The following is a 24,211-nucleotide window of genomic DNA, read 5'->3' on the forward strand; positions in this document are numbered from 1 at the left end:
TTTGGGGCTAAAGCAATCTGCCGGCCATCATCCGGCGGCTTGTGCCCTTATCATACCACAATTACCCAGACGGCACAAATGACGCCACAGGGCCGTTTTTTCGCTGTGATTTCTGCACAATGCCGGTGCATTTTTTCCACATTGGTTTGCCTCTATTATGAAAATCGTCGGTTTGTTTGGTTTTTTATTTTTTTTAGTTTCGTAAGACTTGCCCCTAACCGGAGAACAGCTTACAATAGGGCAGGTATCAAAAGGGGGGAGAATCTATGGATATCAAAGAGGAACTCGCACAAGCGCTGCAAAACAAAACTGCATTTGAAATTCCCATTTTTGGCGGTATTCCCGTGCCGGAATCTGCGGTGGTAAGCTGGATTTTGATTGCCGGCATTACGCTGGTTGCCATCTGGCTGACCCACGACATGAAAAAGGTACCGGGCCGCAAACAGATGGTGGCAGAAGCGCTGGTGGGATTTTTGAACAACTTCTGCCGCGAAAACCTGGGCCATCACTGGCGCAGCTACGCACCCATTCTGGGTACCATGGGCATCTATCTGGTACTGGCCAACCTTTCGGAATTTGTGGGCCTTACCCCGCCCACCAAGGACCTGAATGTAACCGCTGGCCTTGCCATTATGTCGGCTTTGCTGATTTATGGTTCCAGCTTTCGCGTTAAGGGGCTTAAAGGCGGACTTCGCAAATTTGCGGAACCTTCGCCCATTGTTGCGCCCCTGAACATTCTGGAGATTGGCATCCGGCCGCTTTCGCTGTGTATGCGTCTGTTTGGCAATGTGTTTGCATCCTTTGTCATTATGGAACTCATCAAAATTGTGGCGCCGGCCATTGTGCCCATCCCCTTGAGCCTTTATTTCGATGCATTCGACGGCATCATCCAGGCGGTGGTTTTTGTTTTCCTGACCACGCTGTTCCTGGGCGAAGCCATTGAATAACCACCTTTCACCAACATTTTTTAAACATTGATTTTTAGGAGGAACTTTATTATGACTACCGCTACTGCTATTGGTGCTGCTATCGCTGTTCTGGTTGGCCTGGGTGCAGGCCTGGGCATTGGTATTGCCACCGGCAAATCCAACGAGGCCATTGCCCGCCAGCCCGAAGCTGCCGGCAAAATCAGCAGCAACCTGCTGCTGGGCTGTGCGCTGGCCGAAGCTACCGCTATCTACGGTTTCCTGATTGCCATCCTGCTGATCTTCATGCAGTAATGGGAGGCGAGATGCCGTGACGATTTTAAACCTGAATGCAGAAATACTGTGGGTGTTTTTAAACCTGGCAATTCTGCTTCTTTTAATGAAAAAGTTTTTGTTTGGCCCGGTCACCCGGATGCTGGACGAACGCTCCAAGGAGATTTCGGATAACATTCAGGGTGCCCAGGCCCGCATGGAAGAGGCAAACCAGACCAAGGCCGAGTACGAGGCCCACCTGCTGGCCGCCAAAAAGGAGGCCCAGGCTATTTTGGACCAGGCCAGAAAGCAGGCCCAGGCAGACTACGAAGCCAAGATGGAACAGGCCCGGCAGGACATTAGCCGTTTGCAGGCCGCTGCCCAGCAGCAGGCCCAGGCCGACAAGGACGCCATGCTGGCCCAGGCACGGCAGCAGATTGCCATGCTGGCCCTGATGGCTGCCTCCAAGGTTTCTCAGCAAAACATGAATGCCGATGCCGACCAGGCCCTGGTTACTGCCTTCCTGAGTGAAGTGGAGGAACACGCATGAGCCAGACAGCCCAGCGCTATGCTGCCGCCTTGTTCCAGACCGGTGTTTCCGAACAGCAGCTGCGCCAGAGTGCCAGCCTGATTTTGGAAAACCCCGCTTTGTACCAGGCGTTGGTAAGCCCGGCAGTCCGTTTAAAAGAAAAGCAGGCGGTGATTCACCGCCTGCCTTTTGCAGACTGCCCCAAACAACTGCTTCATTTTTATGAGCTTTTGGCCGAAAAGGGCCGTTTTTGCATCCTGAGCGAAATTGTACACCAGTTCCACCTGCTGCAGCTGGCCAGCGAGAACAAGGCTGTTTGTCTGCTGCGCTGTGCCCATGCACCCAGCCAGCAAACGGTTTCTCAGCTGGGCCGGGCCATGTGCCAGCTCCATAAGCTGGCCGCCGTGGAAATGCAGGTTTGCATCGAGCCTGCCCTGCTGGGCGGCTTTGTGCTGGAAATCAACGGAACCACATACAACAAGAGTGTCAGCGGGCAGCTTCAGCGTTTGTCTCGCCAGCTGCAAGAGAGGTGAATCCTGTGAATCAGTCCGAAGAAATTATCTCCATCCTGCGGGAGGAGATTGAACATTACGATAACCGTGCCACCTGCGATGAGACCGGTTCCATTTTGGAAATTGGTGATGGCATTGCCACCATCTACGGCCTGCGCAACGCCATTTACGGCGAGCTGGTGGAGTTTGAAAACGGCACCAAGGGCATTGTGCTGAACCTGGAGCGGGACAGCGTGGGTGTAGTTCTGCTGGGCAAGCAGGACGGCCTGGCAGAGGGCAGTGTGGTAAAGCGCACCGGCCGTGCCGCTGATGTGCCTGTGGGCGACGCCATGATTGGCCGCACCGTGGATGCTCTGGCCCGTCCCATCGACGGCCTGGGCCCCATCGAAACCACCCAGACCCTGCCCATCGAGCGAGAAGCCTCCGGTGTTGTTTCCCGTGAGCCAGTGAATGTGCCTTTGCAGACCGGTATTTTGGCCATCGACGCCATGGTACCCATTGGCCGTGGCCAGCGTGAGCTGATTATCGGCGACCGCCAGACCGGCAAAACCTCCGTTGCTGTGGACGCCATTCTGAACCAGAAAGGCAAGGATGTTATCTGCATCTATGTGGCCATCGGCCAGAAGGCTTCCACCGTGGCACAGCTGCGCAACACCTTTGTAAAATACGGTGCCATGGAGTATTCCATCATTGTATCCAGTCCTGCCAGCGAGCCGGCTCCCCTGCAATACATTGCCCCCTACTCCGCCACCGCTCTGGGCGAATACTTTATGTCCCAGGGCAAGGATGTGCTGATTGTGTACGACGACCTTTCCAAGCACGCTGTGGCCTACCGTGCCCTGTCCCTGCTGCTGCACCGCAGCCCCGGCCGTGAAGCATACCCCGGCGATGTGTTCTATCTGCACAGCCGCCTGCTGGAGCGTTCCTGCCGGCTGACCCAGGAGTACGGCGGCGGCTCCATGACCGCTCTGCCCATCATCGAAACCCAGGCAGGCGATGTTTCCGCCTATATTCCCACCAATGTGATTTCCATCACCGATGGCCAGATTTATCTGGAGAGCAACCTGTTCTTCTCCGGCCAGCGTCCCGCCGTCAATGTGGGCCTGTCCGTCAGCCGTGTGGGCGGCAGTGCTCAGACCAAGGCGGTTAAAAAGACCGCCGGTACCCTGCGCATCGACCTGGCCCGTTTCCGTGAGCTGGAGGTATTCACCCAGTTCAGCTCGGATTTGGACAAAGCCACCCAGAATGCACTGGACCACGGCAAGCGGCTGATGGAGCTGCTCAAGCAGCCTTTGTACTCCCCCATGAGCGTAAGCCGTCAGGCTACCATCCTGTATATTTCCACCAATGGTCTTTTGGCCGATGTGCCCCTTGCCCATGTGCGCACCGTGGCCCAGGGCTTTGTGGACCATCTGCAAAACACCCAACCCCAGCTGCTGGAGGAAATCGACACCACCGGCGCACTGTCCGCCGCCGTTGCCGAAGGCATCCGCTCTGCACTGGAGGGATATAAGGATCAGGTGAGCGCACAATGGAAAGCATAAAAGAAATCCGGGTGCGCATTAAGAGCGTGGATCAGACCCTTAAAATCACCAACGCCATGTATCTGATTTCCTCCTCCAAAATGCGCAAGGCACGCCAGCAGCTCAACGGCGTGCACCCCTACTTTCAAAAAATTCAGGATACCATTGCCGATATCCTGCACCACTCCGGCCGGCTGGACCATCCCTATATGGAAAAGCGCCCTGGCCATAACCGTACCGTGGGTTATGTTGTGGTAACCGGCGACAAGGGCCTTTGCGGTGCCTACAACCACAATGTGCTCAAGCTGGCCGAAGAAAAACTGGCACAAACCCCCAACTACCGTCTGTTTGTAATCGGCCAGGTGGGCCGGGCCTATTTTACCGGCCGGGGCATCCCCTTTGAAACCGACTTTCTGTACACCGCACAGGACCCCACCATCACCCGCTCCCGGGACATCAGCGAGGAGATTGCCAAGCTGTTTTTAAGCGGCGAGCTGGACGAGGTTCACATGGTGTTCACCTACATGGTAACACCCCTGATGATGGAGCCCCGCACCTACCAGCTGCTGCCCCTGGATATCAACCAGTTTGAGTACACCGAGCCGGAATACAGCGGCGGCCAGTACAAGCGCCGGGTAACCTATGTGCCTTCCTCTTACAAGGTTATGGATAAAATCGTGCCCGGCTATCTGAAAGGTGTGGTGTTTGGCTGCCTGGTGGAATCCTTTTGCAGCGAGCAGAACGCCCGCATGACCGCCATGGATTCTTCCACCAAAAACGCCCGTGAGATGATTCGCACCCTTTCGCTGGAGCTGAACCGTGCCCGCCAGGCCGCTATTACCCAGGAAATTACCGAGATTGTGGGCGGCTCTCAGCAAAAAAAGGTGTGCCTGCACACCGCTGCCCTGCCAAAGCCGGATGCGGTTTATCTGGTGCAGGCCGACGGCACCCCCACCCAGCTGCCCAGCCCGGCAGCCCCAACCCTTTGATTTATTCTCTGAAAGCGAGGAACCGATATGCAAAACCAAGGTACCATCGCACAGGTTTTGGGCCCCATTGTAGATGTGGAATTTGACAGCGGCAAGCTGCCTGCCATCAACGAAGCCCTGACCGTGCAGCTGAACGGCACCGAACAGGTGATGGAAGTTGCCCAGCATGTGGGCGGCAACACCGTGCGCTGCATCATGCTCAGCCCCAGCGAGGGTTTGGGCCGTGGTGTGGCTGTTACCGCCACCGGCGCCCCCATTGAGGTGCCCGTGGGCGAAAAATGCCTGGGCCGTATGTTCAATGTTCTGGGCAAGGCCATTGACGGCGGCGAGGATGTAAAGGACGCTGACAAGTGGTCCATCCATCGCCAGCCCCCCGAATTTGTGGACCAGAGCCCTGTGGTGCAGATTCAGGAAACCGGCATTAAGGTCATCGACCTGCTGGCTCCCTATGCCCGTGGCGGCAAGATTGGTCTGTTTGGCGGCGCCGGTGTAGGCAAAACCGTTTTGATTCAGGAGCTGATCCGCAACATTGCCACCGAGCACGGCGGCTATTCCATCTTTACCGGCGTGGGCGAGCGTACCCGTGAGGGCAACGATTTGTGGCGTGACATGAAGGACAGCGGCGTTCTTTCCAAAACCGCACTGGTCTTTGGCCAGATGAACGAGCCGCCGGGAGCCCGTATGCGTGTGGCACTCACCGGCCTGACCATGGCCGAATATTTCCGTGACCAGGAAAAGCGCAATGTGCTGCTGTTCATCGATAACATCTTCCGTTATGTGCAGGCCGGCAGCGAGGTATCCGCTCTGATGGGCCGTATGCCCAGCGCCGTAGGCTACCAGCCCACTCTGGCCAACGAGGTGGGTGCTTTGCAGGAGCGTATTACCTCCACCCGTGATGGGGCCATCACCAGCGTGCAGGCTGTGTATGTGCCCGCCGACGACCTGACCGACCCGGCCCCTGCCACCACCTTTACCCACCTGGATGCCACCACCGTTTTGAGCCGTAAAATCGTGGAACAGGGCATCTACCCCGCTGTGGACCCGCTGGAATCCAGCAGCCGTATTCTGGAGCCGGATGTGGTGGGCAGCCGTCACTACAGGGTAGCCCGCGGCACCCAGGAGCTGCTGCAGCGCTACAAAGAATTGCAGGACATCATCGCCATTCTGGGCATGGAAGAACTGAGCGACGCCGACAAAAAGACCGTGGAGCGTGCCCGCCGCATTCAGCAGTTCTTCAGCCAGCCCTTCTTTGTGGCCGAAACCTTTACCGGTATGCAGGGCCGCTATGTGCCCTTGAGCGAAACCATCAATAGCTTTGAGGCCATTCTGGGCGGCGAGCTGGACAAATACCCCGAAACTGCCTTCTCCATGGTTGGTACCATTGACGAGGTGCGGGAAAAGGCCCGTGCACAGGGGGCGATTTAATGGCTACTCTGTTTTTGGAGATTATCACCCCGGAGCGGCAGTTTTACATTGGCCCTGCGGAGGAACTGGTTATCCCCGCCATTGACGGCCTGTATGGCGTGCTGCCCGGCCACGAGCCTGCCGTAACCGCCATGGAGCCGGGCGAACTGCGCTTTCGGGTGAACGGCGAGTGGAAAACCGCCGCCATTGGCCAGGGCTTTGTGGAAATCATGCCGGAACGGGCCATTGTGCTGGTGAGCAGCGCCGAGGACCCGGCGGAAATTGACGCCAAGCGTGCCCAGGAAGCTTTGGAGCGTGCCGAGGAACGCCTGCGCCAGAAAAAGAGCGTGGAAGAATACCATCGCTCCAAGGCCGCTATGGCCCGTGCCATGGCCCGCCTGAAGGTATCTGGCCGCCGCTGATGGCTCTTTGCAGCTGATTTTGCGGCTTTTGTGGTTTGACCCATGTGTTTTGTATCAAAAAAGGAAGGAGAGCCACGGCTCTCCTTCCTTTTTTTGCCTGCTGCCCTCTTTGCCCCTGCCCCAAATCCGGGCATTCCCCCCAGGATAGTAAACCAGCTTATGGATGCACCATGAACTGGTTTTTAAATGGCTATTTAGGAAATATCATCCTTTCATCTTCACAATCTTTGTACATTTTTTCGGCAAATTTACGCAAAATGCACAAATTCAGTCCCTGCAAACTTGTTATTAAATCAAATTTCACTTCAATTACTGCCAGATTGCCCGGAATAGGGTATAATATCTTTGTAACTATTTTGATACAAACATCCATATTATGGCTTTTTTTCCATGATAAAGTGGATTATTTTGTTTCAATGTTCACCCAACAGAAAGTGAGGGCAACCTTTTGCAACACTCAAAACGATCGCTAGTTTTAAAAATAGCCGCTCTAGTTCTGGCAGTTCTGCTGGTGGCAGGATGCGCATCTGCTTATTACTTTTACAGCCAGATTGCCGATGCCTTTGACGAGGGCGATGCCGGTACCCTGAACCAGCAAACCGACCCGGATATCGAATCTGGCGGCGACCGGTTTTACAACCTCCTGATTATGGGCATCGACTACGATGCAGACGACGAAGGCCGGGATTATTCCAACGGCAAAGGCATGACCGATGTGCTGCTGTACCTGCAAATCGACCGGGTAAATTACACCATCAATGCCCTGCAAATCCCCCGTGACACCTACGCAGGCGAGGATATAGGCGAGGGCATTTCCACCCATACCGGCAAAATCAACGAGGTATTTGCCAACGGCCCCGATCAAACCAACAAAATCAACAACATTGCCAACAAGCTTTACCAGCTGTTCAAGCTGCCGGTGGACGATTACATCACCATTGATATGCAGGCTTTTAAAACCATGCTCAACAACATGGGCGGCATCGAAATGTATGTTCCCTGGGATATTACGGCCATCAACCCCGAAACCGGCGAGGAAGAGATGCTGGTACCTCAGGGCCAGCACCGGGTAAGCGGCGATACGGCCGAGGTGATTCTGCGCAACCGCAACTATGGCACTGCCGATTACAAGCGTCTGGAAACCCAGCAGTACTTCTACGCTGCCCTTGTAAAAAGTCTGCTTACCGAGTACACCCTTGCCGACTATTATAACACCTGCAAGGTGGTAGCCCACTATATCAACACCAGCCTGGATATCACCGAGCTTTGGGGCATCTACGCCACCCTGCTGAAGGTAAATCCCGAACAAATCTACATTGTGCGGCTGCCTGGCGGTGCTGCCAACATCAACGGGCACAAATTTGTTTATTATGTGGACAGAGAAAGCTGTGCCCAGCTGCTGAACGAGCACTTCCGGGATGCAGCCCACCCGGTGGCCGAAGAAGATTTGGGCCTTGTTACCGGCGAAAGCTATCTCTACGGCATGAACATTGACCCCGGCCGCACTCTGGGCGGTTTGGTGGCCGAACAGAGCGAGGATGCAAGCTCTGCCCAAAGTGCTCAGAGCAGTTCTGCCAGCAGCGCCGCTTAATGCTGGGTTCAGCCACTTAAAACACTCACTCCCCCAAAACTTTGGGGGAGTTTTTTTGCGCCCCAGCCACCCTTACAAAAGCGCAAGAGGTTCCCTGCCGCAGTGCATGGCAGGGAACCTCTTGCGTTTATCTTTTTTCTTTTATAAATCAACCTGGCAGCGGCTGGCTTGCCGCAAAGGCCCTGCAATCCGCCTTGCGGATTTAACACAGAGGCCCGCTTCCGGTTAACATCCATCAGCCCACCGCCGAAAGGCTGGTACCGGGGTAGTAATGGGCCAGAATCTGCTGGTAGCTCCAGCCGTTGGCTGCATAACCCCAGGCGCCAAACTGACTCATGCCGCAGCCATGACCATAGCCATAGGTGGTAATGGAAAAGGCTCCATCGCTGTATGTAATGTCAAAGGCAGCGCTGCGAATGGGCCGCCCGGAGAAACCGGCCAGAACATTTTCCTGCAATTTGCTGCCGCTGATGGTAACATTGCCCACCCGCATACTGGTAACATAGCCGGAACTGTTTTTCACCAAATCCCCCATCCAGGTGGAAGGGTCGTCGCTGTAAGCGTACAAATCCTGTCCCAGCCGTTCGCTGGCCCGCTGGGCCACCTCCTCCACCGTAAACACACGGGTGTTCTGCCAGTTGGTGGCATAGGTCTGGTCATAGGGGCTGTCCACCGCTACCAGATAGGGACGGGAGCTGCCCCACACATCCTCGCTGGCATTGGTACCAAAGGCAGCACTTGCAAAATACGGGGTAAAGGCCACCCTGCCGTTGTAGGTCACCACCAGGTCTGCCACCTCCTGGGCTGCCTGTCGGATGGTGCTGTTGGGCTCTCTGCCCACCACGCTGGGGGCTCCGCCCTGGCTCAAAATCCAGGAGTGGGCCGCAATAATCTGGGCCTTGTAGGCTTCCACCGGAGCACCGGCGCCCATCTCGGCACGGGCAATCATGGCCAGGCATTCCACCAGGTCCATCTCCTGGCGCACGCCATTCATGGTTACGGTAATGGTTTTACCGCTGGATGGCGCAGCCGTGGGGGCAGGGGTGGGCGCCTGAGTGGGTGCCGGAGTGGGGGCCTGGGTTTGCACCGGCGCCTGGGTAGCCTGCTGGATGGGCGCCTGGGTGGCGTTCCCTGCGGGCTGCTGGGTAGGTGCCTCTGTCTGCTGGGGACTGGGGGTGCCAGTGCCGGTTGCCGTGGGCTTGGGGCTGGCACTGGTGCCCGGCTTTTCACTGCTGCTGGGGGCAGCACTGGAAGAAGGCTCTGGGCTGGCGCTGGTTTCCGGCTGCTGGTTTTCCTGGTTTTCAGGGGTCAAAAGCTCCCCTTCCACCAGCTGATCCTCCTGGGGCATACCGCTTTCCTGCTGTACATCGCTGCTGGTGGCGCCGCTGGTAAGGTACCAGTTCATCCAGTACTGGTTCAAGGTTTCCACCGAGGGGGCCTGCTGGTCTGCGGCCTTGTACATGGCCATGGGCAGCAGGGGCTGGTCGGCTGGCTGAATCTGCTTGGGCTGCAGCACCGCTGTTTCATCGCTGCGCTGCATCCGGCCCAAAATCACCAGCTTGGTGCCATCCTCCATATCGGCCACCAGGGTTGCAAACCGGTCGTCATCCTGCAAATCCACCGGCATTTCGTACAGGCTGCGGGCCTTGCTGCCCAATACAAAGGTCAAAAAGTCCTGGTAGTTGCTCAAATCCTCCAGCTCGTACAAATCAAATGCAGTGGCCCCTGTTTCGGCAGGGTCCCAGTAGTAAACCGCTGCCACTTTGTAGCGGTAGGTCTGCTCGTTGGTGTAAAGGGTAAAACCGCTGTTTTGGCTCAGCAATTCCTGGTCGCTCAGGCCATCCAGCCCCGGAATGGACTGGCGGGGACACACCACAATGGGGTTTGCATGAGGGGCTGCCGGGTCAACGCTTGCGGTAAACTGGGCCGCCTCCTGCTGGGCCTCGGCGGCATACACCCTGCCATCAGCAGCGGTTTGCGGTACAGCCCCCGCCCGGTAAACCAGCGTTCCGCCCAGCTGGGGCAGGGCCAGATAGGCCGCTGCCTGGCTGCCTTGCCCCTGGGCCTGGGTCAGGCTGCTGCGAGCGGCTGCATCAAAATCCGCAGTGCCATAGCCCATTCCCTCCAGAGGGGAGCCACCGCTGCTGTACCGGATGTGCCACACCGAGGCCGCCAGAATGGCCACCGAAAGCACCGCCGCCACACTGCCCGCCACACGGGCCCAGCCTCTTTTTTTGGGTTTTTGTGCCAGCTGGTCGGTGGGCAGCTGGGCCTGGGCATCAAACAACAGCTGGGCAGCATCCTGAATGGGCAAAAACCCGTCCAGCGCTTCCGCCGGCTGCGCCGTGCGCTTGGGCTGAACCTGCGGCCGGGGCTGGGCCAAAACCAGGGGCGGGCACTCCTGCCCATGGGCAAAGGAGAGCACACCCTCTGCCATGCTCAAGCCACCTGCCAAACGGCGCAGCAGATCCAAAATCCAGGCAGCGGCCAGGGCGTTGGGCTGGGCCGTTTCCGGCAGGGTGCGCAGCCACACCTTTTTGGCGTCGCACACCAGCACAAAGGCCGGCTGGCCCGGCTGGCTGGGGCTGTAGGCTGCTGCATAGTCCGCTTTGGAGAGCTTGAGTGCCTCTCTGGCCCGGCTGGCCAGTGGCTGCACCGGGCAGTGGGGATACTTTTTGAGGAGAGCCGCCGAAGGCCTGATTTTTTCGGCTTTGGTGGGGTGCTCGTAGCTTTGAGAGCCAAAATCATACACCGCCGCCGCCAGCTCCTGCTCCTGGAGCCGGGGCTGCAGCAGCCGCCCGGTAACCCGGTCTGCTGCCACAAACAATTTTTTCCGGTCTGCCATGGTTTGCAGGGCAGACTGGGTTAAATCTTCCCCATCCTTGCCGTAAACGGCAGGGCCAAACGCCTTGCGAAAGCGTGCTTCCCATTCATCGCAAATCTGCTGTGCCTGGGCCTGGCTTTCCGCCTTGGCCCGCACACACACAATCAGTTCATCCTCCCGTGCAAGCAGCTGCAAGCCGGGGCAGCCCTGCTGTGCCGCCCTGCGCAGCTCCTGTTCTACCTGGGCCTGACCTGCGCCAAACAGCCGCAGCGCCAGGATGTGGCTTTGCTGGTTCATGCTTTCACCTCGTTGCTCTCCTGAACTTCCTTCCAAACAGCCCGGTCACCGGGGGCAAACCACTGGGCTCCGGGAATGGGCAATCCCAGTACCAGCCGCCGGGCCATGTCCATAGCGTGGGTGGCTGCACTTTCCCGAATGGTCTGGCGGCTGCGCTGGCCCAGGTTCAGCTTTTTAACCGCCACCCGGCTGCCGCTGCATACCGATACATACACAAGGCCCACGGGCTTTTCTTCGGTTCCGCCGCCGGGCCCAGCAATGCCGGTGATGCCCAGGCCAAAATCCGCCTGGGCCGCCTTTGCTGCCCCCTGGGCCATCTGGGCAGCTACCTCACTGCTCACCGCCCCCACGGTTTGCAAAAGCTCCTTTTCCACGCCCAGCAGCTGCTCCTTGGCCTGGTTTGCATAGGTGCAAAACCCAAACCCAAACACCTGACTGGAACCGGGCACATTGGTAATGCTCTGGCTTACCAGGCCGCCGGTGCAGCTTTCCGCTGTGGCCAGGGTCTTTTGCTGGTGCAGCAATGCCTCCACCAGCGCCTGCTCCAGGGGCACTTCTCCCTGGGCATAAATGGCGTCGCCCAGGATAGCATAAAACGCCTGGGCCAGCTCCTGGCAGGCAAGGCGTGCCTGGTCAGCATCCGGCTTCATGGCGGTGATGCGGATATGCACCTCGCTGGTTTTTGCATAGAGGGCGGCTGTGGGGTTGCTTCCCTCCAGCAGATGGCTCACCTGCTGTTCCAGATGGCTTTCCCCTATGCCCACCACACGAAGCACCAGACTGTACAGCCGCTGGGGGCAGTACTGCTCCAGCCAGGGGCGAACCTGACTGTGCCACAGGGGCTCCAGCTCTTTGGGCGGGCCGGGCAGCAGAATGGCCCGTACCCCCTGCCGCTCCAGCCAGATACCGGGAGCGGTGCCATTGTGGTTGCAGAACCAGCCGCCCCGGCTGGGCACCAGTGCCTGTTTTTCGTTGCTGGGGGGCATGGTGCGGCCGGTGCGGGCATAGTAGGCTGCAATCTGGGCCAGAATCTCCTGGTTTAATTCCAGTGTATCCTCAAAGCACTGGGCCACCGTGTGCTTGGTCAAATCATCCGCTGTGGGGCCAAGCCCGCCAGAAAACACCAGCAGGTCACTGCGTTCCATGGCCTGCTCCACCACCTGGGCCAGACGCTGAGGATTATCCCCCACTACCTGCTGATGGTACACAGAAATGCCCAAATCCGCCAGCTGACGGGCCAAAAAACAGGCATTGGTGTTAAGGATACCCCCCAGCAGCAGCTCGGTTCCCACACAGATGATTTCCGCCTTCATTGCAAGCACACTCCTTTTACGCAGCAACTCCCGCCGGGGCGGGGCTTTTTGATGGTTGGTTTAATGGGTGGAAGGGAATTTTCCACCAAAGAACCGCAAAATGGTTTAAAACTCGTCCAGAGGGTCCAGCTCGTCCTTTTTGTTCATGTCAATGCGGATGCGCTGCACCTGCTGGGCAGCCTGTTCTTCCAGCTGGGCCAGCTGGGGCATATTGGCTTCCGCCGTCTCAATCTCCTCCAGCGTGGGCTTGGTCTTGGGATGGGAAGGCGTAAAGATGGTGCAGCAGTCCTCAAAGGGCAGAATGCTGGTTTCAAAGGTGCCAATGCGCCGGGCCACCGCGGTGATTTCGGTCTTGTCCATGCCAATCAGAGGCCGCAGAATGGGCAGGTCCTGGGCAGCGTCGGTGCAGGCCAGGGCGTGCAGGGTCTGGCTGGCCACCTGGGCCAGGCTTTCGCCGGTTACCAGTGCCTTGGCATCAATTTCCTTGGCAATGCGGTTGGCAATGCGCATCATGCTGCGGCGCATGAGCACGGTGAACAGCACATCCGGCGCATGGTCCCGGATGTACTCCTGGGGCTGGGTGTAGGGCACCACATACAGCACGCAGCTGCCGGTGTAGGGGCTGATAATCTCTGCCAGGGTTTTTACCTTATCCTGGGCAGCCTGGCTGGTATACGGGGGGCTTGCAAAGTGGATGTGATGCAGCGCAAGGCCACGGCGCGCCATATACCAGGCTGCCACCGGGCTGTCAATGCCGCCGCTGAGCATGGTCATGGCACGGCCACTGGTACCCACCGGCAAACCGCCGGGGCCGGGCACCTTGGGGCCATGGACATAGGCGCCGTAATCACGCACCTCCACCATTACCACCAGGTCGGGGTTGTGCACATCCACCTTTAGGTGATGGAACCGGCTCAGCAGATAGCCGCCCAGTTCCCGGCTCAATTCCGGGCTTTTGAGGGGGAAGGACTTGTCCGCCCGCTTGGCCTCCACCTTAAAGGTGCGGGCCTGGCGCAGCTGCTCGCCCAGGTATTCCACCGCTGTTTCCTTAATGGCCTCCATGGTTTTTTCGCACACTGCTGCACGGCTGAGGGCAGCCAGGCCAAACACCTTGCTCACCCGGTCATAGGCCAGGTCCATGTTGGCCTGGGCACGGTCATCCCGGGGCTCCACATACATGGTGCTCTGGGCCTTGTATACCTGAAACTCGCCCAGCTCCTTCACACGCCAGCGCATGGCCTTGCTGAGCACCGCCTCAAAGCTGGCACGATTCAAACCTTTCAGGGCCATTTCGCCCTGGTAACACATAATGATCTCTTTCATGATAACCTTTGCTCCTTGTCGAATGAAAGTAAAATAACTCGCTTACTGAATGCGGGCCAGGGTTGCCAGACCCTTGCGCAGCCCTTCCAGCAGTGCCTGGATGTCCTGGGGGGTATTATCGGCACACAGGCTGATGCGCAGGGCGGTATCCGCTCTGCGGGCAGAAAGTCCCATGGCCTGCAAGGTATGGCTGGCCGCCCCCTGGGAACAGGCGGAACCGCTGGAGATATACACCTGCCGCTGCTCCAAAAAGTGCAGCATGGTTTCGCTTTTAATGCATCCGGTGCTCACATTCATCACCTCCGGAACGGCATCCTGAGGGCTGTTGAAGGTAAGCTCCGGTATCTGGGCCAAACCCTCCCGCAGCTGCCGGTTCAAATCTTGCAGGGTCTGCCAGCGCTCCTCCCGGCTGCGGTACAGGATGGCTGCCGCCTTGGCAAGCCCCACCGCATAGGCGATGTTTTCGGTGCCCGGCCGCACGCCCAGCTCCTGGCCGCCGCCCTTGCCCCGTTCCTGCCCGCCGCCCAGATAGGGGGGCTGGATGTTATAGCCCCGGCGCAGATACAAGGCCCCCACGCCCTTGGGTGCATGAATCTTGTGGCCGCTTACGGCGTAACTGTCGATGCCTTCCAGGCTTACCGGCACCCGCAGCCAGGCCTGCACGCCGTCCACATGGACGGCGGTGCGGGGGTTCTTCTCCTTCACCAGCCGGGCCAGCCGGTTTACATCGGTGAGGGTGCCCACCTCGTTGTTCACCTGCATACAGCAAACCAGCGCGGTGGATTTATCCACAGCATCTGCAAAAGCCTGCAAATCCAGATGGCCGGTTTCGTCCGGATTGATAACCTGCACCGTAAAGCCGTACTGGGCCAGCTGGGCGGCAGGCAGGGCGGCACTGGGGTGCTCAAATCCGCTGATGACCACCTTATTGGCCCAGCTGCGCCGGGCCAGGGCTGCACCCAGAATGGCAATGTTGTTGCTCTCAGACCCACAACCGGTAAAAAACACTTCCCCCGGCTGGGCTCCCAGGGTTTTTGCCACTGCGGCACGAGCTTTGTCCAGCATGATGCGGCTCTGGTGGCCCGGTTCGTACAGGCTGGAGGGGTTTGCCCAGTGGGTGGTAAGTGCCTCGTAAACAGCCTGCGCCACCTGGGGGTCCACCATGGTGGTGGCTGCGTTGTCCAGATAATGAACCAATTCGTTGTTTCGCATGAGTCGTTCGCTTTCTTTATAAAGTAAATCCATCGATACTTATACATGGTATAGTATAACAGAATCCCCCCGCTTCGTACAGCCAAACATAGCCAAAGCGCCCTCAAAAAAATCGGCTGTTTTTACCATAAACGCCCCAGTTTATGCCGGCGCAAAGTGCTACTTTTGGTCTGGTGCTTGTAACTGCCGCCCGGTTCTGTTAGGATAAAAAAGGACGATTTACTGCCTTTTCCCTGAAGGTTTCAGGAGTGTTTGACCCTGGCAAGAAAGGAAGGACATTACTATGAAAACGGATATCCAAATCGCACAGCAAGCCCAGCTGCTTCCCATTGGGCAGATTGCCCAAAAGCTGGGTCTGGACCCGGACCAGCTGGAGCCCTATGGCAAATACAAAGCCAAGCTGGACCATCGGATGGCCCGCAAGGAAGGCCCCAGCGGCAAACTGATTTTGGTAACCGCTATCAGCCCCACCCCTGCCGGCGAGGGCAAAACCACCATCAGCACCGGCCTGGCCGACGGCCTGAATGCCCTGGGCAAAAAGACCATGCTCTGCCTGCGGGAGCCCAGCCTGGGCCCTGTGTTTGGCATGAAGGGCGGCGCTGCCGGCGGCGGCTATGCCCAGGTAGTGCCCATGGAGGACATTAATCTGCACTTCACCGGCGATCTGCACGCCATTGGCGCCGCCAACAACCTGCTGGCCGCCATGGTGGATAACAGCGTATACCAGGGCAACCCTCATAACATTGACCCCCGGCGCATTACCTGGAAGCGCTGTGTGGATATGAATGACCGCCAGCTGCGTTTTGTAACCGATGGCCTTGGGGGCAAGGTGAATGGTGTGCCCCGTGAGGACGGTTTTGATATTACCGTGGCCAGTGAGGTAATGGCCATCTTCTGCCTGGCCACCGACCTGGCCGACCTGAAGGAACGGCTGAGCCGCATTATTGTGGCCTACACCTATGGGGGCGAGCCGGTGACTGCGGGCCAAATTGGCGCTGCCGGTGCCATGACCGCCCTTTTGAAGGATGCCTTCAACCCCAACCTGGTGCAGACGCTGGAGCACAACCCGGCCATCATCCATGGCGGCCCCTTTGCCAACATTGCCCACGGCTGCAACAGCGCCGTTGCCACCCGCCTGAGCCTGAAGCTGGCGGACTATGTGGTAACCGAAGCAGGATTTGGTGCCGACCTGGGTGCAGAAAAATTTTTGGACATCAAGTGCCGCAAAACCGGCCTTGTGCCCAATGCCGTGGTCCTGGTTGCCACGGTGCGGGCCTTAAAGCACCACGGCGGCTGCCCCAAGGAGGAACTGGGCACCGAAAACCTGGAACAGCTCATCAGCGGCTGTGCCAACCTGGGCCGCCACATTGAAAACATCCAGCAATTTGGCCTGCCGGTGTGCGTTGCCATCAATCCCTTCCCCACCGATACCGCCGCCGAGCTGAACTGCCTGAAAACCTACTGCGCCCAGCGGGGTGTGCCCTGTGCAGTGGCTCCCGTCTACACCCAGGGCGGCCAGGGCGGTGCCGAGCTGGCCCGCACCGTGCTGGAAATTATGGAGGATGCGCCCCATCTCCAGTTCACCTACCCGGACGAGGCCACACTGGAACAAAAGGTGCTGGCAGTGGCCCGCAAAATCTACCGGGCGCAGAATGTGGCCTGGAGTGCACCTGCCCGCAAGGCTTTGGCAGAGATTCAGCAGATGGGGTACGGTCACCTGCCGGTGTGCATTGCCAAAACCCAGTACTCCTTCAGCGACGATGCAAAGCTGCTGGCTGCGCCGGAAGATTTCACCATGACGGTACGGGATGTGCGTTTGTGCGCCGGTGCCGGTTTTGTGGTAATTATTATGGGCAGCATCATGACCATGCCGGGCCTGCCCAAAAAACCCGCTGCCGAGTCCATTGATGTGGACGAAAACGGCTGCATTACCGGCTTGTTCTAAAAAAACCTTCTGCCCTTACGGGTTGGCCAACCCAGCCCATACACAAAGCCCCCTGGCTGTGAGCACTGCGCTGCACAGCCAGGGGGCTTTCTTTTTTAGTTTTAAACAGTCTTATCCGGCCCGGTAATACTCGCTGCCCATGACATAGGTTAAATCGCTGCTGTATGCCACATGGCGCAGCAGGTAGTCAATCCATGCTTTATAGCCTTCCGAGTTCAGGTGCAGGCCCTCGGTGGTATATTCCTGCCGCAGGTTGCCGCTTTCATCCGCCAGAGCACTGTACACATCCAGATAGTGGCAGCCGTTGGCCAGGGCCATCTGGGCCAATTTCTGGTTGATTGCTTGAATGCGCTGGTTGTTCAGGTTGGTGTTGCTGTACCCTGCCACCACCGGCGTCATGGATTGGACATAGATTTTTACATCCTGCCCTGCTGCCTGCCGAACCGCCGCAAGCAGCTGCTCATAGTAGGCAAGGTAGCTTTTTTCTGCCGCTTCTTCGGAACTTGTGGCCAGTGCATTTGCACCAAACATCAGGTACACAGCCTTCGGCTGCTTTTGCGCAATCACATCCAGCGCCACCTCCGTGGCAACAATGTCATCGCTCCGGTAGCGATTCATGCTTTTTCGGTTCACAATATCACCGGGCACTGCACCCCGGTAACCACACACCGTAGCCACACCCAGGGCGGGGCTTTCGTACAGGTCCAATCCCTCGGTAACGCTATCGCCTAAAAACAAAACCTCCGGCAGGTAAACGGTGCTGTCCACCAGCCCGCATTCCTGCTGGGCAATATCCTGGTAGCTCAAGGTTTTGATGGTGTAGCCGCCTGTCTGCTGCACCGGGCCGATGCTTGCAAAGCTGGTGGTATTGGTATCCACCACCGGGTGTTCCATCGGCAGCGGTGCAAGAACGCTGCCTGCAATGCCGGGTTTTACCGGCTCGGGTGTTTCGTTCTGCTCCTGAGGGCCCTGTACGGCCTGAATTGCCCAGGTAATAACCGCCGAAACCAGCATGACTGCCAGGGCACTCATGCCAAATGCCAGCCAGCGGCGCAGGTGATTGCGGCGCCGCCGCCGGGTGAACCGGGCTGTCTGCCCAACGGGTCGATTGTTGCTTTCCATGGTTGTATTTGCTCCCTGTTTTGGCCTTAATGATACTTGTTAACATCCCCTGCCCCAATGGGCAAACCGGGTTATTGCTGGGGGGCCTTATAGTAAGGACTGCCCTCCAGATAGGGGTTTTCTGGATTGTAAACGGTGTGGCTTACCAGATAATCCCGCACCAGGGGGTAGGCCGTTTCGTTGAGATGTACTCCATCCGCTGCGGCCAGGTCTTCCCTCAAATCACCGTTTTCATCTGCAAGAACCTCGTGCAGATTAATAAAGTAACAGCCCTTTTCCACCGCCAGCTGGGCCAGGGCGGTGTTCACCTGGTCGATGCGTTCTTTGTACAGACCTGCCTGACTTACCCCCGGCCGTACCGGTGTGACCGACTGCACATAAATGGCCACCTCATCGCCCAAAGCCTGGCGGAATTTATCCAGCATCTGACCGTAATAGGCCAGGTAGGACTGCTTGGAGTTTTCGTCGTTGCGCACCAGGGCGTTGGTGCCCAGCAGAATGTACAGCCGCTTGGGATTGCTGTTGATGATGGTATCAAAAATCGGTTCTGGCTGCCGTCCGGTGGCGGCGCCGGGGTCTGCCACTTCATTGTTGACCACCTGGCTTGGCCCAATACTCTTGTAGGCACAAATAAAGGCGTGCTCTTTCATGTCCGAAGTGTTAAACACCGTCCAGCCCTGGCTTACACTATCGCCCAAAATGGCGGTGCGGTCAAAATAACGCATATCCACCTGGCCATTTTCCGGCACGGCCAGCATCCGGAAATCCGGGCTGTAACGGGTAGCGTCCAGGGTGCGTGCCAGTGCCTGCGCCGTATCCCATGTGACTGCATTTTCCTGCTGGGACTGTTGGGGGGCAGCGGTTGCCGTTGCAGCTGTATGGGCCTGGCTGGAACTGTCCGATACCACTGCATCCACCGGCTGCACCTGGCGCAAGTGCCAGATGCCGGTGGTAATGACCGCCACAGTAAGCACCCCTGTGACAGCCAAAACAATGCAGCGAGTGATTTGTTTACGCCTGCGGCGCTTGATTTGTTCTTTAAATTCACGATAGGTCGGCATAGTCTTCTCCTTACTGTTTGCTGGAGCCAAAATCGTTGCGGATCTTTTTTTCTGCACGCCGAAGCACAGGCCATCCAGGTGCGCTGCTTGGCTGCCCAAGCAGCAAAATTTGCCAGTCTGCCCTCCGTGGGGCACACTGTGCCAGAGCCTGTGGAATGGTACCGCTATTATACCATGAATCGTTGAAAAAATGGTAGAGCCTTAAAAGTTTTATCCGTTTTCACTTCTTGCATTGCAGCCAAAGCATCCTTGTTTTTAAAGAGGCCGTGCCGTGTGCAGCGGTTATACCCCCTGCTTTTACGGATTACTGCAAACACATTTTCAGACCAATCGCTCCCATTTGTTACCCTTTTTTGCCTAGACCCTATTAGTTGTTGCAGGCAAAAATACCGCAAAATTCACTGGCATAGCTATACGAAAGTTTCCTAATTCTTCCTTTAAAAAGCAACTTTCACAATAATTCAAGCAATTTTTCTCCACTTCGGGAATTTACGCTTGACGGCTGGTAAAAAAAACAGTCATACTCACAATGGGTGTTCGTATTAATTTACTCACTTTATGACTTTTTGCATAACTTTTGAAAAAAGCCCGGATTAGTATCAGAAGCAAATTTTTTCTGAATTTTAGCATCACTGCACCGATCTGTGCATTCCAAGGCACCTGCTGTATGCCAGATTGTGGAGGGAACCAACGCTTACTTTTTTGCTAAGCTTCTTACCGCCCACTCAAGGCAACGAGTGCTGTGCTCCGTTTTCTCCATGCTGCGCTTTTTTCATCCATCCTAACTGCGGCAGAGAGGAGTGACCTTATTGATTTCTCACCAATTTGAGGGCAAAAACGACCATCAATCCAATTTATCTGGTGTGCAGTTGCTGCAGGTTCAAGCCGTAGAATACGGTTCGTGCTTACAGCGGGAAGCTCATTCCCACACCTAGACCCAGCTTGTATATGTTTTCAATGGCGAGGGTATCTGTCAAATTGAAGAAGACAGCATAAATCTTGCTGACGGTGACCTGCTGCTCATCAACCCTCAGATGAGCCACCACGGATTAAGAGCCCGCGAGGGGGTTCTTTCGGCCATCACCCTGGATTTGCGCTGCCCTTACTTTTTTACTGCCACGGAACGCCGCTATGTGCATCTGGCCGCGGCTTCCATCCCCGAATCCCTGTGCTTGCGCCGCTATCTCTAGGATTTGCTGCTGGAAATCAATCAGCAGCCTGTGGATTTTGACCAGGTATGCCAGCACCTTGCAGAGCTGATTGTGCTGCGCATTTCCCGCCTGTGTCAGCACAGCCATGCCGCCACCAGCACCCACAAAAGCTCCCGGGAATGTGCCCGTGTGCGGCTGTACATCGATAAGCATTTTACCGAGCCTATTACGCTGGACCACCTGGCGGAGTATGCCAACCTGAACAAATATTACCTGGTCCATGTGTTCAACCGGGAAATGGGGGTGCAGCCCCATCAGCTACCTGCTGGACCGGCGAATTGGCGAAAGCAACCGGCTTTTGGAAAACAGCAACATCTCCATCCGCCAAATCAGCCAGCAGATGGGTTTTTCCAGTTCCAGCTATTTCAGCCAAAGTTTCCGCCGTTATACCGGATTTTCCCCTGCCGAGTACCGCCGGCAGACCCAGCGCAGCCGTCCGCTGTAATACATAGATGCCAGTTGCTGTACTTTTGTTGCGTTTTGTTTGACGAACTTATCATTTTATCGTAAACTGTTACTAACAGTAGGAAAACCCGCTGTGTGCAATCTTTTCCCTGAGGGCAAGATTGCGTTCCGGCGGGTTTATTCTATGAATATCCTTATCGGAACGAGATTAAGATTGGAGTGTTGGACTATGGCAATTTTGGTATGTGGCGGTGCTGGCTACATCGGCAGCCACACCTGTGTAGAACTGCTGAACGCCGGCTATGACATTGTGGTGGCCGATAACTTTTACAACTCCTGCCCCAAAGCGGTGGAGCGCATCCGCCAGATTACCGGCAAGGAATTTCGTTTTTGCGAAGTAGACCTGACCAATGCCCAGCAGGTGGAGGAATTATTCGCCAATCATCCGGACATTGACGCAGTCATTCAGTTTGCTGCCTACAAGGCTGTTGGCGAAAGCGTAGCCAAGCCCATTGAATACTACACCAACAACCTACAAACCACTCTGGTGGTTCTGGACGCTATGCGCCGTCACGGTGTGCATAACATCGTATTCTCCTCCTCTGCCACTGTTTACGGCGACCCCGCTGTTGTGCCCATTACCGAGTCCTCTCCTGTAGGTGCCACCACCAACCCCTATGGCACCAGCAAGGCTTTCAACGAACGCATCCTCTCGGATTGCTGCATTGCCGACCCCCAGCTGAATGTGGCTCTGCTGCGTTACTTCAACCCCATTGGCGCACACAAAAGCGGCCTGATTGGCGAGGACCCCAACGGCATTCCCAACAACCTGGTTCCCTACATTGCAAAGGTAGCCGTTGGCAAGCTGGAAAAGGTTCATGTGTTCGGCAACGACTACCCCACTCCCGACGGCACCGGCGTGCGGGATTACATCCATGTGGTGGACCTGGCCCGGGGCCATGTGGCCGCCATCAAAAAGCTGGAACAAAAGCCCGGCCTGTTCATCTGCAACCTGGGCACCGGCCATGGTTACAGCGTTCTGGATGTGATTCACGCTTACGAGAAGGCTTGCGGCAAAACCCTTCCCTATGTAATTGACCCCCGCCGCCCCGGCGACATTGCCACCTGCTATGCAGACCCCACCAAGGCCAGAGAGGAGCTGGGCTGGGTGGCCGAGTACGGCATCGAGGAGATGTGCGCCGACAGCTGGAACTGGCAGAGCAGCAACCCCAACGGCTACAAAGATTGATTTTAACGGAACGAATGTAAGGAGTATTGCCAGATGCAAAAAAAACCTGTTCTTGTGGTAATGGCTGCAGGTATGGGCAGCCGCTATGGTGGCCTGAAGCAAATTGACCCGGTGGGACACTGTGGCGAAGCCATTTTGGATTATTCGGTGTTTGATGCCCGCAAAGCCGGCTTTGAAACCGTTGTATTCATCATCAAGAAGGAAATTGAGGAGGCATTCAAAAGCACCATCGGCGCTCGCCTTGCTCCCCACATGGATGTGCGGTATGCTTACCAGCAGCTGGAGGACCTGCCCGAAGGCTTTCAGGTGCCGGAAGGGCGCACCAAGCCCTGGGGTACCAGCCACGCCATCTGGAGCGCACGGGATGTGATTGATGGACCCTTTGCAGTAATCAATGCGGATGATTACTATGGACCCCAGGCCTTTCAGGTGGTTTACGACTATCTGTGCAGCCACCCCGATGACCAGGTGTACGAATACAGCATGGTAAGCTACCTGCTCAAAAACACCGTTACGGCAAACGGCTCGGTTTCCCGGGGTGTTTGTGTAACCGATGCAGAAGGCTACCTTGCCTCTGTCACCGAACGCACCCACATTGAGGAAACTCCGGAGGGAATCCGCTACACCGAGGACGGGGCAAACACCTGGCATACACTGCCCGCCGACCAGCCTGTTTCCATGAACCTGTGGGGCTTTACCCACAGCTTTGTGCGGGAAATTGGCAGCCGGTTCCCCGCCTTTTTAGAAAAAGCCCTGGCAGAAAACCCCATGAAGGCAGAATTCTATCTGCCCAGCGTGGTGAGTGAACTGATTGCCGAGGAAAAGGCCCGTGTGAAGGTGCTGTGCAGCACCGACCGCTGGCACGGCGTAACCTACCAGGAGGATAAACCTCTGGTGGTGCAGGCCATTGCAGAAAAAACCAATGCCGGCTTGTATCCTTCGCCCCTGTGGGGTTAAGGGCTGGCCTGGCGCTTTTACAAGGGATGATGCATCTGCATCGTCCCTTGTTTTCCCCATTGGAAATTTTGGCCATGGTGCCAGCTTGCGCAAATTCAGCAGGCACTTTTGCTTTGCATCTGGCAAAAATCCCGTTTGCAGGTTCACCTGCGGGCTTTTCCGCTTATATAAATAGATATTGACTGAACTTTTTGGGTTGGGTATAATATTTTTAAAAGGAATATGGTTTTTAATACTACATCAATCACCCTTTTGGGTGTACTGCTTAAGGGAGTGTTCTCACTATGTCTTGGATTATTGTTAGCGATTCTTCTTGTGAACTGCGCCATCTGCCTCATGCAGCCGGTGATGTTCCGTTTGCCACTGTCCCCCTTAAAATCCGAGTGGGTGACCGGGAGTTCGTGGACAACGAGGCTTTGGATGTCTCCACTATGATGGAAACCATGCGTAACTACAACGGTGCCTCCACCACCTCCTGCCCCAGTCCGGAGGAGTGGGCCGAAAAGTTCCTGCAGGCGGATAATGTCATCGCCATTGCCATGAGCAGCAATCTTTCGGGCAGCTACAACAGTGCTTTGATTGCCAAAAACATGGTTTTGGAAAATCATCCCGAAAAAAACATTTATGTAATGGATAGCCTTTCCACCGGCGGCGAGATGACCCTGGCCATCCTGAAGGCTGCCCGCCTGATTGATGCAGGCCTGCCGTTCCAACAGGTGGTGCAGGAGCTGGAGGTGTACTATGCACCCCGGCAGGTTCTGTTCGCCCTTTCCTGCTTTGACAATCTGGTAAAGAACGGCCGCCTCAACCGTGTTGTGGGCTTTGTGGCCGGCAAAATGGGGATGCGGCTTGTGGGCCGCGGCAGCGATGACGGCAAGCTGGAAATGCTGCACAAAACCCGTGGCGAAACCCGTACCCTGGCCTTTATTCTGGAGGAGATGGACCGGCGGGGCTATCATGGCAGCACCGCAGTCATCAGCCATTGCATGAATGCCAACGCAGCCAATCTGCTGAAAGGCGGCATCGAAAAGAAATGGCCCGGCGCACAGGTGCTGATTCTGCCCTGCAGCGGCCTGACCAGCTTTTACGCCCAGGAGGGCGGCCTGATTGTAGGCTATTAATTCCCTGGAACAAAACCAACCTT

At 56.6% G+C, this 24,211-nt stretch carries 21 protein-coding genes; 15 read left to right on the forward strand and 6 right to left on the reverse strand.

All coding sequences use genetic code 11. The features are described from left to right. Positions 1-266: 266 nt before the first annotated feature. The 9 genes from ACH2EM_RS04365 (at position 267) to ACH2EM_RS04405 (ending at position 8,148) form a co-directional block, all read left to right on the forward strand. Positions 267-947 (forward strand): F0F1 ATP synthase subunit A, encoded by a 681-nt coding sequence (locus tag ACH2EM_RS04365; RefSeq protein WP_395150888.1) that lies wholly within the window; start codon positions 267-269, stop codon positions 945-947. Positions 948-998: 51 nt separating this feature from the next. Further along, the gene (gene atpE, locus ACH2EM_RS04370; protein WP_395150889.1) at positions 999-1,220 is read left to right on the forward strand and encodes an ATP synthase F0 subunit C; all 222 of its coding nucleotides are present in this window, start codon (positions 999-1,001) and stop codon (positions 1,218-1,220) included. Positions 1,221-1,236: 16 nt separating this feature from the next. Continuing rightward, a complete protein-coding gene (atpF, locus tag ACH2EM_RS04375; RefSeq protein ID WP_395150890.1) occupies positions 1,237-1,728 on the forward strand; it encodes a F0F1 ATP synthase subunit B in 492 nt (163 codons plus the stop codon). Next, complete coding sequence (atpH, locus tag ACH2EM_RS04380) at positions 1,725-2,240, forward strand: ATP synthase F1 subunit delta (RefSeq protein WP_395150891.1); 516 nt, start codon at positions 1,725-1,727, stop codon at positions 2,238-2,240. Before atpF ends, atpH begins: the two co-directional genes overlap by 4 nt. A gap of 5 nt (positions 2,241-2,245) precedes the next feature. Beyond that, complete coding sequence (gene atpA / locus ACH2EM_RS04385) at positions 2,246-3,763, forward strand: F0F1 ATP synthase subunit alpha (RefSeq protein WP_395150893.1); 1,518 nt, start codon at positions 2,246-2,248, stop codon at positions 3,761-3,763. Next, complete coding sequence (atpG, locus tag ACH2EM_RS04390) at positions 3,751-4,731, forward strand: ATP synthase F1 subunit gamma (RefSeq protein WP_395150894.1); 981 nt, start codon at positions 3,751-3,753, stop codon at positions 4,729-4,731. Before atpA ends, atpG begins: the two co-directional genes overlap by 13 nt. A 27-nt stretch (positions 4,732-4,758) precedes the next feature. Next, a complete protein-coding gene (gene atpD / locus ACH2EM_RS04395; RefSeq protein WP_395150895.1) occupies positions 4,759-6,156 on the forward strand; it encodes a F0F1 ATP synthase subunit beta in 1,398 nt (465 codons plus the stop codon). Next, on the forward strand, positions 6,156-6,557 hold the full coding sequence (gene atpC, locus ACH2EM_RS04400; protein WP_395150897.1) for an ATP synthase F1 subunit epsilon: 402 nt from the start codon (positions 6,156-6,158) through the stop codon (positions 6,555-6,557). Before atpD ends, atpC begins: the two co-directional genes overlap by 1 nt. Before the next feature lie 511 nt (positions 6,558-7,068). Next, complete coding sequence (locus ACH2EM_RS04405; protein ID WP_395150898.1) at positions 7,069-8,148, forward strand: LCP family protein; 1,080 nt, start codon at positions 7,069-7,071, stop codon at positions 8,146-8,148. A gap of 235 nt (positions 8,149-8,383) precedes the next feature. Here the strand turns inward: ACH2EM_RS04405 and ACH2EM_RS04410 are convergent, their stop codons facing one another. The 4 genes from ACH2EM_RS04410 to ACH2EM_RS04425 form a co-directional block, all read right to left on the reverse strand. After that, complete coding sequence (locus ACH2EM_RS04410; RefSeq protein ID WP_395150900.1) at positions 8,384-11,269, reverse strand: SpoIID/LytB domain-containing protein; 2,886 nt, start codon at positions 11,267-11,269, stop codon at positions 8,384-8,386. Beyond that, positions 11,266-12,582: a competence/damage-inducible protein A gene (locus tag ACH2EM_RS04415; protein ID WP_395150901.1), complete on the reverse strand. Its 1,317-nt coding sequence runs from the start codon at positions 12,580-12,582 to the stop codon at positions 11,266-11,268. The genes ACH2EM_RS04410 and ACH2EM_RS04415 overlap by 4 nt, the downstream gene beginning before the upstream one ends. A 105-nt stretch (positions 12,583-12,687) precedes the next feature. After that, positions 12,688-13,905 carry a tRNA uracil 4-sulfurtransferase ThiI gene (gene thiI / locus ACH2EM_RS04420; protein WP_395150902.1) on the reverse strand — a complete coding sequence of 406 codons (1,218 nt, stop codon included), beginning with the start codon at positions 13,903-13,905 and terminating at the stop codon, positions 12,688-12,690. A 42-nt stretch (positions 13,906-13,947) separates the two neighbouring features. After that, positions 13,948-15,117 carry a cysteine desulfurase family protein gene (locus ACH2EM_RS04425; protein WP_395150903.1) on the reverse strand — a complete coding sequence of 390 codons (1,170 nt, stop codon included), beginning with the start codon at positions 15,115-15,117 and terminating at the stop codon, positions 13,948-13,950. 283 nt (positions 15,118-15,400) lie between these two features. Between ACH2EM_RS04425 and ACH2EM_RS04430 the strand changes: the two genes are divergently transcribed. Further along, on the forward strand, positions 15,401-17,062 hold the full coding sequence (locus ACH2EM_RS04430) for a formate--tetrahydrofolate ligase (protein WP_395150904.1): 1,662 nt from the start codon (positions 15,401-15,403) through the stop codon (positions 17,060-17,062). A 111-nt stretch (positions 17,063-17,173) separates the two neighbouring features. Here the strand turns inward: ACH2EM_RS04430 and ACH2EM_RS04435 are convergent, their stop codons facing one another. Together ACH2EM_RS04435 and ACH2EM_RS04440 are read right to left on the reverse strand one after the other, a co-directional pair. Then, positions 17,174-18,184: a GDSL-type esterase/lipase family protein gene (locus ACH2EM_RS04435; protein ID WP_395150905.1), complete on the reverse strand. Its 1,011-nt coding sequence runs from the start codon at positions 18,182-18,184 to the stop codon at positions 17,174-17,176. A 71-nt stretch (positions 18,185-18,255) separates the two neighbouring features. After that, positions 18,256-19,245 (reverse strand): GDSL-type esterase/lipase family protein, encoded by a 990-nt coding sequence (locus ACH2EM_RS04440; RefSeq protein ID WP_395150907.1) that lies wholly within the window; start codon positions 19,243-19,245, stop codon positions 18,256-18,258. 992 nt (positions 19,246-20,237) lie between these two features. Between ACH2EM_RS04440 and ACH2EM_RS04445 the strand changes: the two genes are divergently transcribed. The 5 genes from ACH2EM_RS04445 (at position 20,238) to ACH2EM_RS04465 (ending at position 24,188) form a co-directional block, all read left to right on the forward strand. Further along, complete coding sequence (locus ACH2EM_RS04445) at positions 20,238-20,435, forward strand: hypothetical protein (RefSeq protein WP_395150942.1); 198 nt, start codon at positions 20,238-20,240, stop codon at positions 20,433-20,435. Positions 20,436-20,676: 241 nt separating this feature from the next. Next, a complete protein-coding gene (locus tag ACH2EM_RS04450; protein WP_395150908.1) occupies positions 20,677-20,901 on the forward strand; it encodes a helix-turn-helix domain-containing protein in 225 nt (74 codons plus the stop codon). Positions 20,902-21,090: 189 nt separating this feature from the next. Next, positions 21,091-22,110, forward strand: coding sequence for a UDP-glucose 4-epimerase GalE (galE, locus tag ACH2EM_RS04455; RefSeq protein ID WP_395150910.1), 1,020 nt, complete (start codon positions 21,091-21,093; stop codon positions 22,108-22,110). 33 nt (positions 22,111-22,143) lie between these two features. Next, positions 22,144-23,067: an NDP-sugar synthase gene (locus tag ACH2EM_RS04460; RefSeq protein ID WP_395150911.1), complete on the forward strand. Its 924-nt coding sequence runs from the start codon at positions 22,144-22,146 to the stop codon at positions 23,065-23,067. A 284-nt stretch (positions 23,068-23,351) separates the two neighbouring features. Further along, positions 23,352-24,188 carry a DegV family protein gene (locus ACH2EM_RS04465; protein WP_395150912.1) on the forward strand — a complete coding sequence of 279 codons (837 nt, stop codon included), beginning with the start codon at positions 23,352-23,354 and terminating at the stop codon, positions 24,186-24,188. Positions 24,189-24,211: the final 23 nt, after the last annotated feature.

The sequence above is a fragment of the uncultured Allofournierella sp. genome, from assembly GCA_944382705.1.
Taxonomy (GTDB): domain Bacteria; phylum Bacillota; class Clostridia; order Oscillospirales; family Ruminococcaceae; genus Allofournierella.

Excerpts from the sequence above, each read along its gene's own strand:
- atpE (WP_395150889.1), top strand. The coding sequence starts at position 999 with ATGACTACCGCTACTGCTATTGGTGCTGCTATCGCTGTTCTGGTTGGC.
- atpG (WP_395150894.1), top strand. The coding sequence starts at position 3,751 with ATGGAAAGCATAAAAGAAATCCGGGTGCGCATTAAGAGCGTGGATCAG.
- ACH2EM_RS04425 (WP_395150903.1), bottom strand. The coding sequence starts at position 15,117 with ATGCGAAACAACGAATTGGTTCATTATCTGGACAACGCAGCCACCACC.
- ACH2EM_RS04410 (WP_395150900.1), bottom strand. The coding sequence starts at position 11,269 with ATGAACCAGCAAAGCCACATCCTGGCGCTGCGGCTGTTTGGCGCAGGT.
- ACH2EM_RS04365 (WP_395150888.1), top strand. The coding sequence starts at position 267 with ATGGATATCAAAGAGGAACTCGCACAAGCGCTGCAAAACAAAACTGCA.
- ACH2EM_RS04465 (WP_395150912.1), top strand. The coding sequence starts at position 23,352 with ATGTCTTGGATTATTGTTAGCGATTCTTCTTGTGAACTGCGCCATCTG.
- ACH2EM_RS04415 (WP_395150901.1), bottom strand. The coding sequence starts at position 12,582 with ATGAAGGCGGAAATCATCTGTGTGGGAACCGAGCTGCTGCTGGGGGGT.
- ACH2EM_RS04460 (WP_395150911.1), top strand. The coding sequence starts at position 22,144 with ATGCAAAAAAAACCTGTTCTTGTGGTAATGGCTGCAGGTATGGGCAGC.
- ACH2EM_RS04435 (WP_395150905.1), bottom strand. The coding sequence starts at position 18,184 with ATGGAAAGCAACAATCGACCCGTTGGGCAGACAGCCCGGTTCACCCGG.
- galE (WP_395150910.1), top strand. The coding sequence starts at position 21,091 with ATGGCAATTTTGGTATGTGGCGGTGCTGGCTACATCGGCAGCCACACC.
- atpC (WP_395150897.1), top strand. The coding sequence starts at position 6,156 with ATGGCTACTCTGTTTTTGGAGATTATCACCCCGGAGCGGCAGTTTTAC.
- ACH2EM_RS04440 (WP_395150907.1), bottom strand. The coding sequence starts at position 19,245 with ATGCCGACCTATCGTGAATTTAAAGAACAAATCAAGCGCCGCAGGCGT.
- atpH (WP_395150891.1), top strand. The coding sequence starts at position 1,725 with ATGAGCCAGACAGCCCAGCGCTATGCTGCCGCCTTGTTCCAGACCGGT.
- ACH2EM_RS04450 (WP_395150908.1), top strand. The coding sequence starts at position 20,677 with ATGTGTTCAACCGGGAAATGGGGGTGCAGCCCCATCAGCTACCTGCTG.
- thiI (WP_395150902.1), bottom strand. The coding sequence starts at position 13,905 with ATGAAAGAGATCATTATGTGTTACCAGGGCGAAATGGCCCTGAAAGGT.
- atpD (WP_395150895.1), top strand. The coding sequence starts at position 4,759 with ATGCAAAACCAAGGTACCATCGCACAGGTTTTGGGCCCCATTGTAGAT.
- ACH2EM_RS04430 (WP_395150904.1), top strand. The coding sequence starts at position 15,401 with ATGAAAACGGATATCCAAATCGCACAGCAAGCCCAGCTGCTTCCCATT.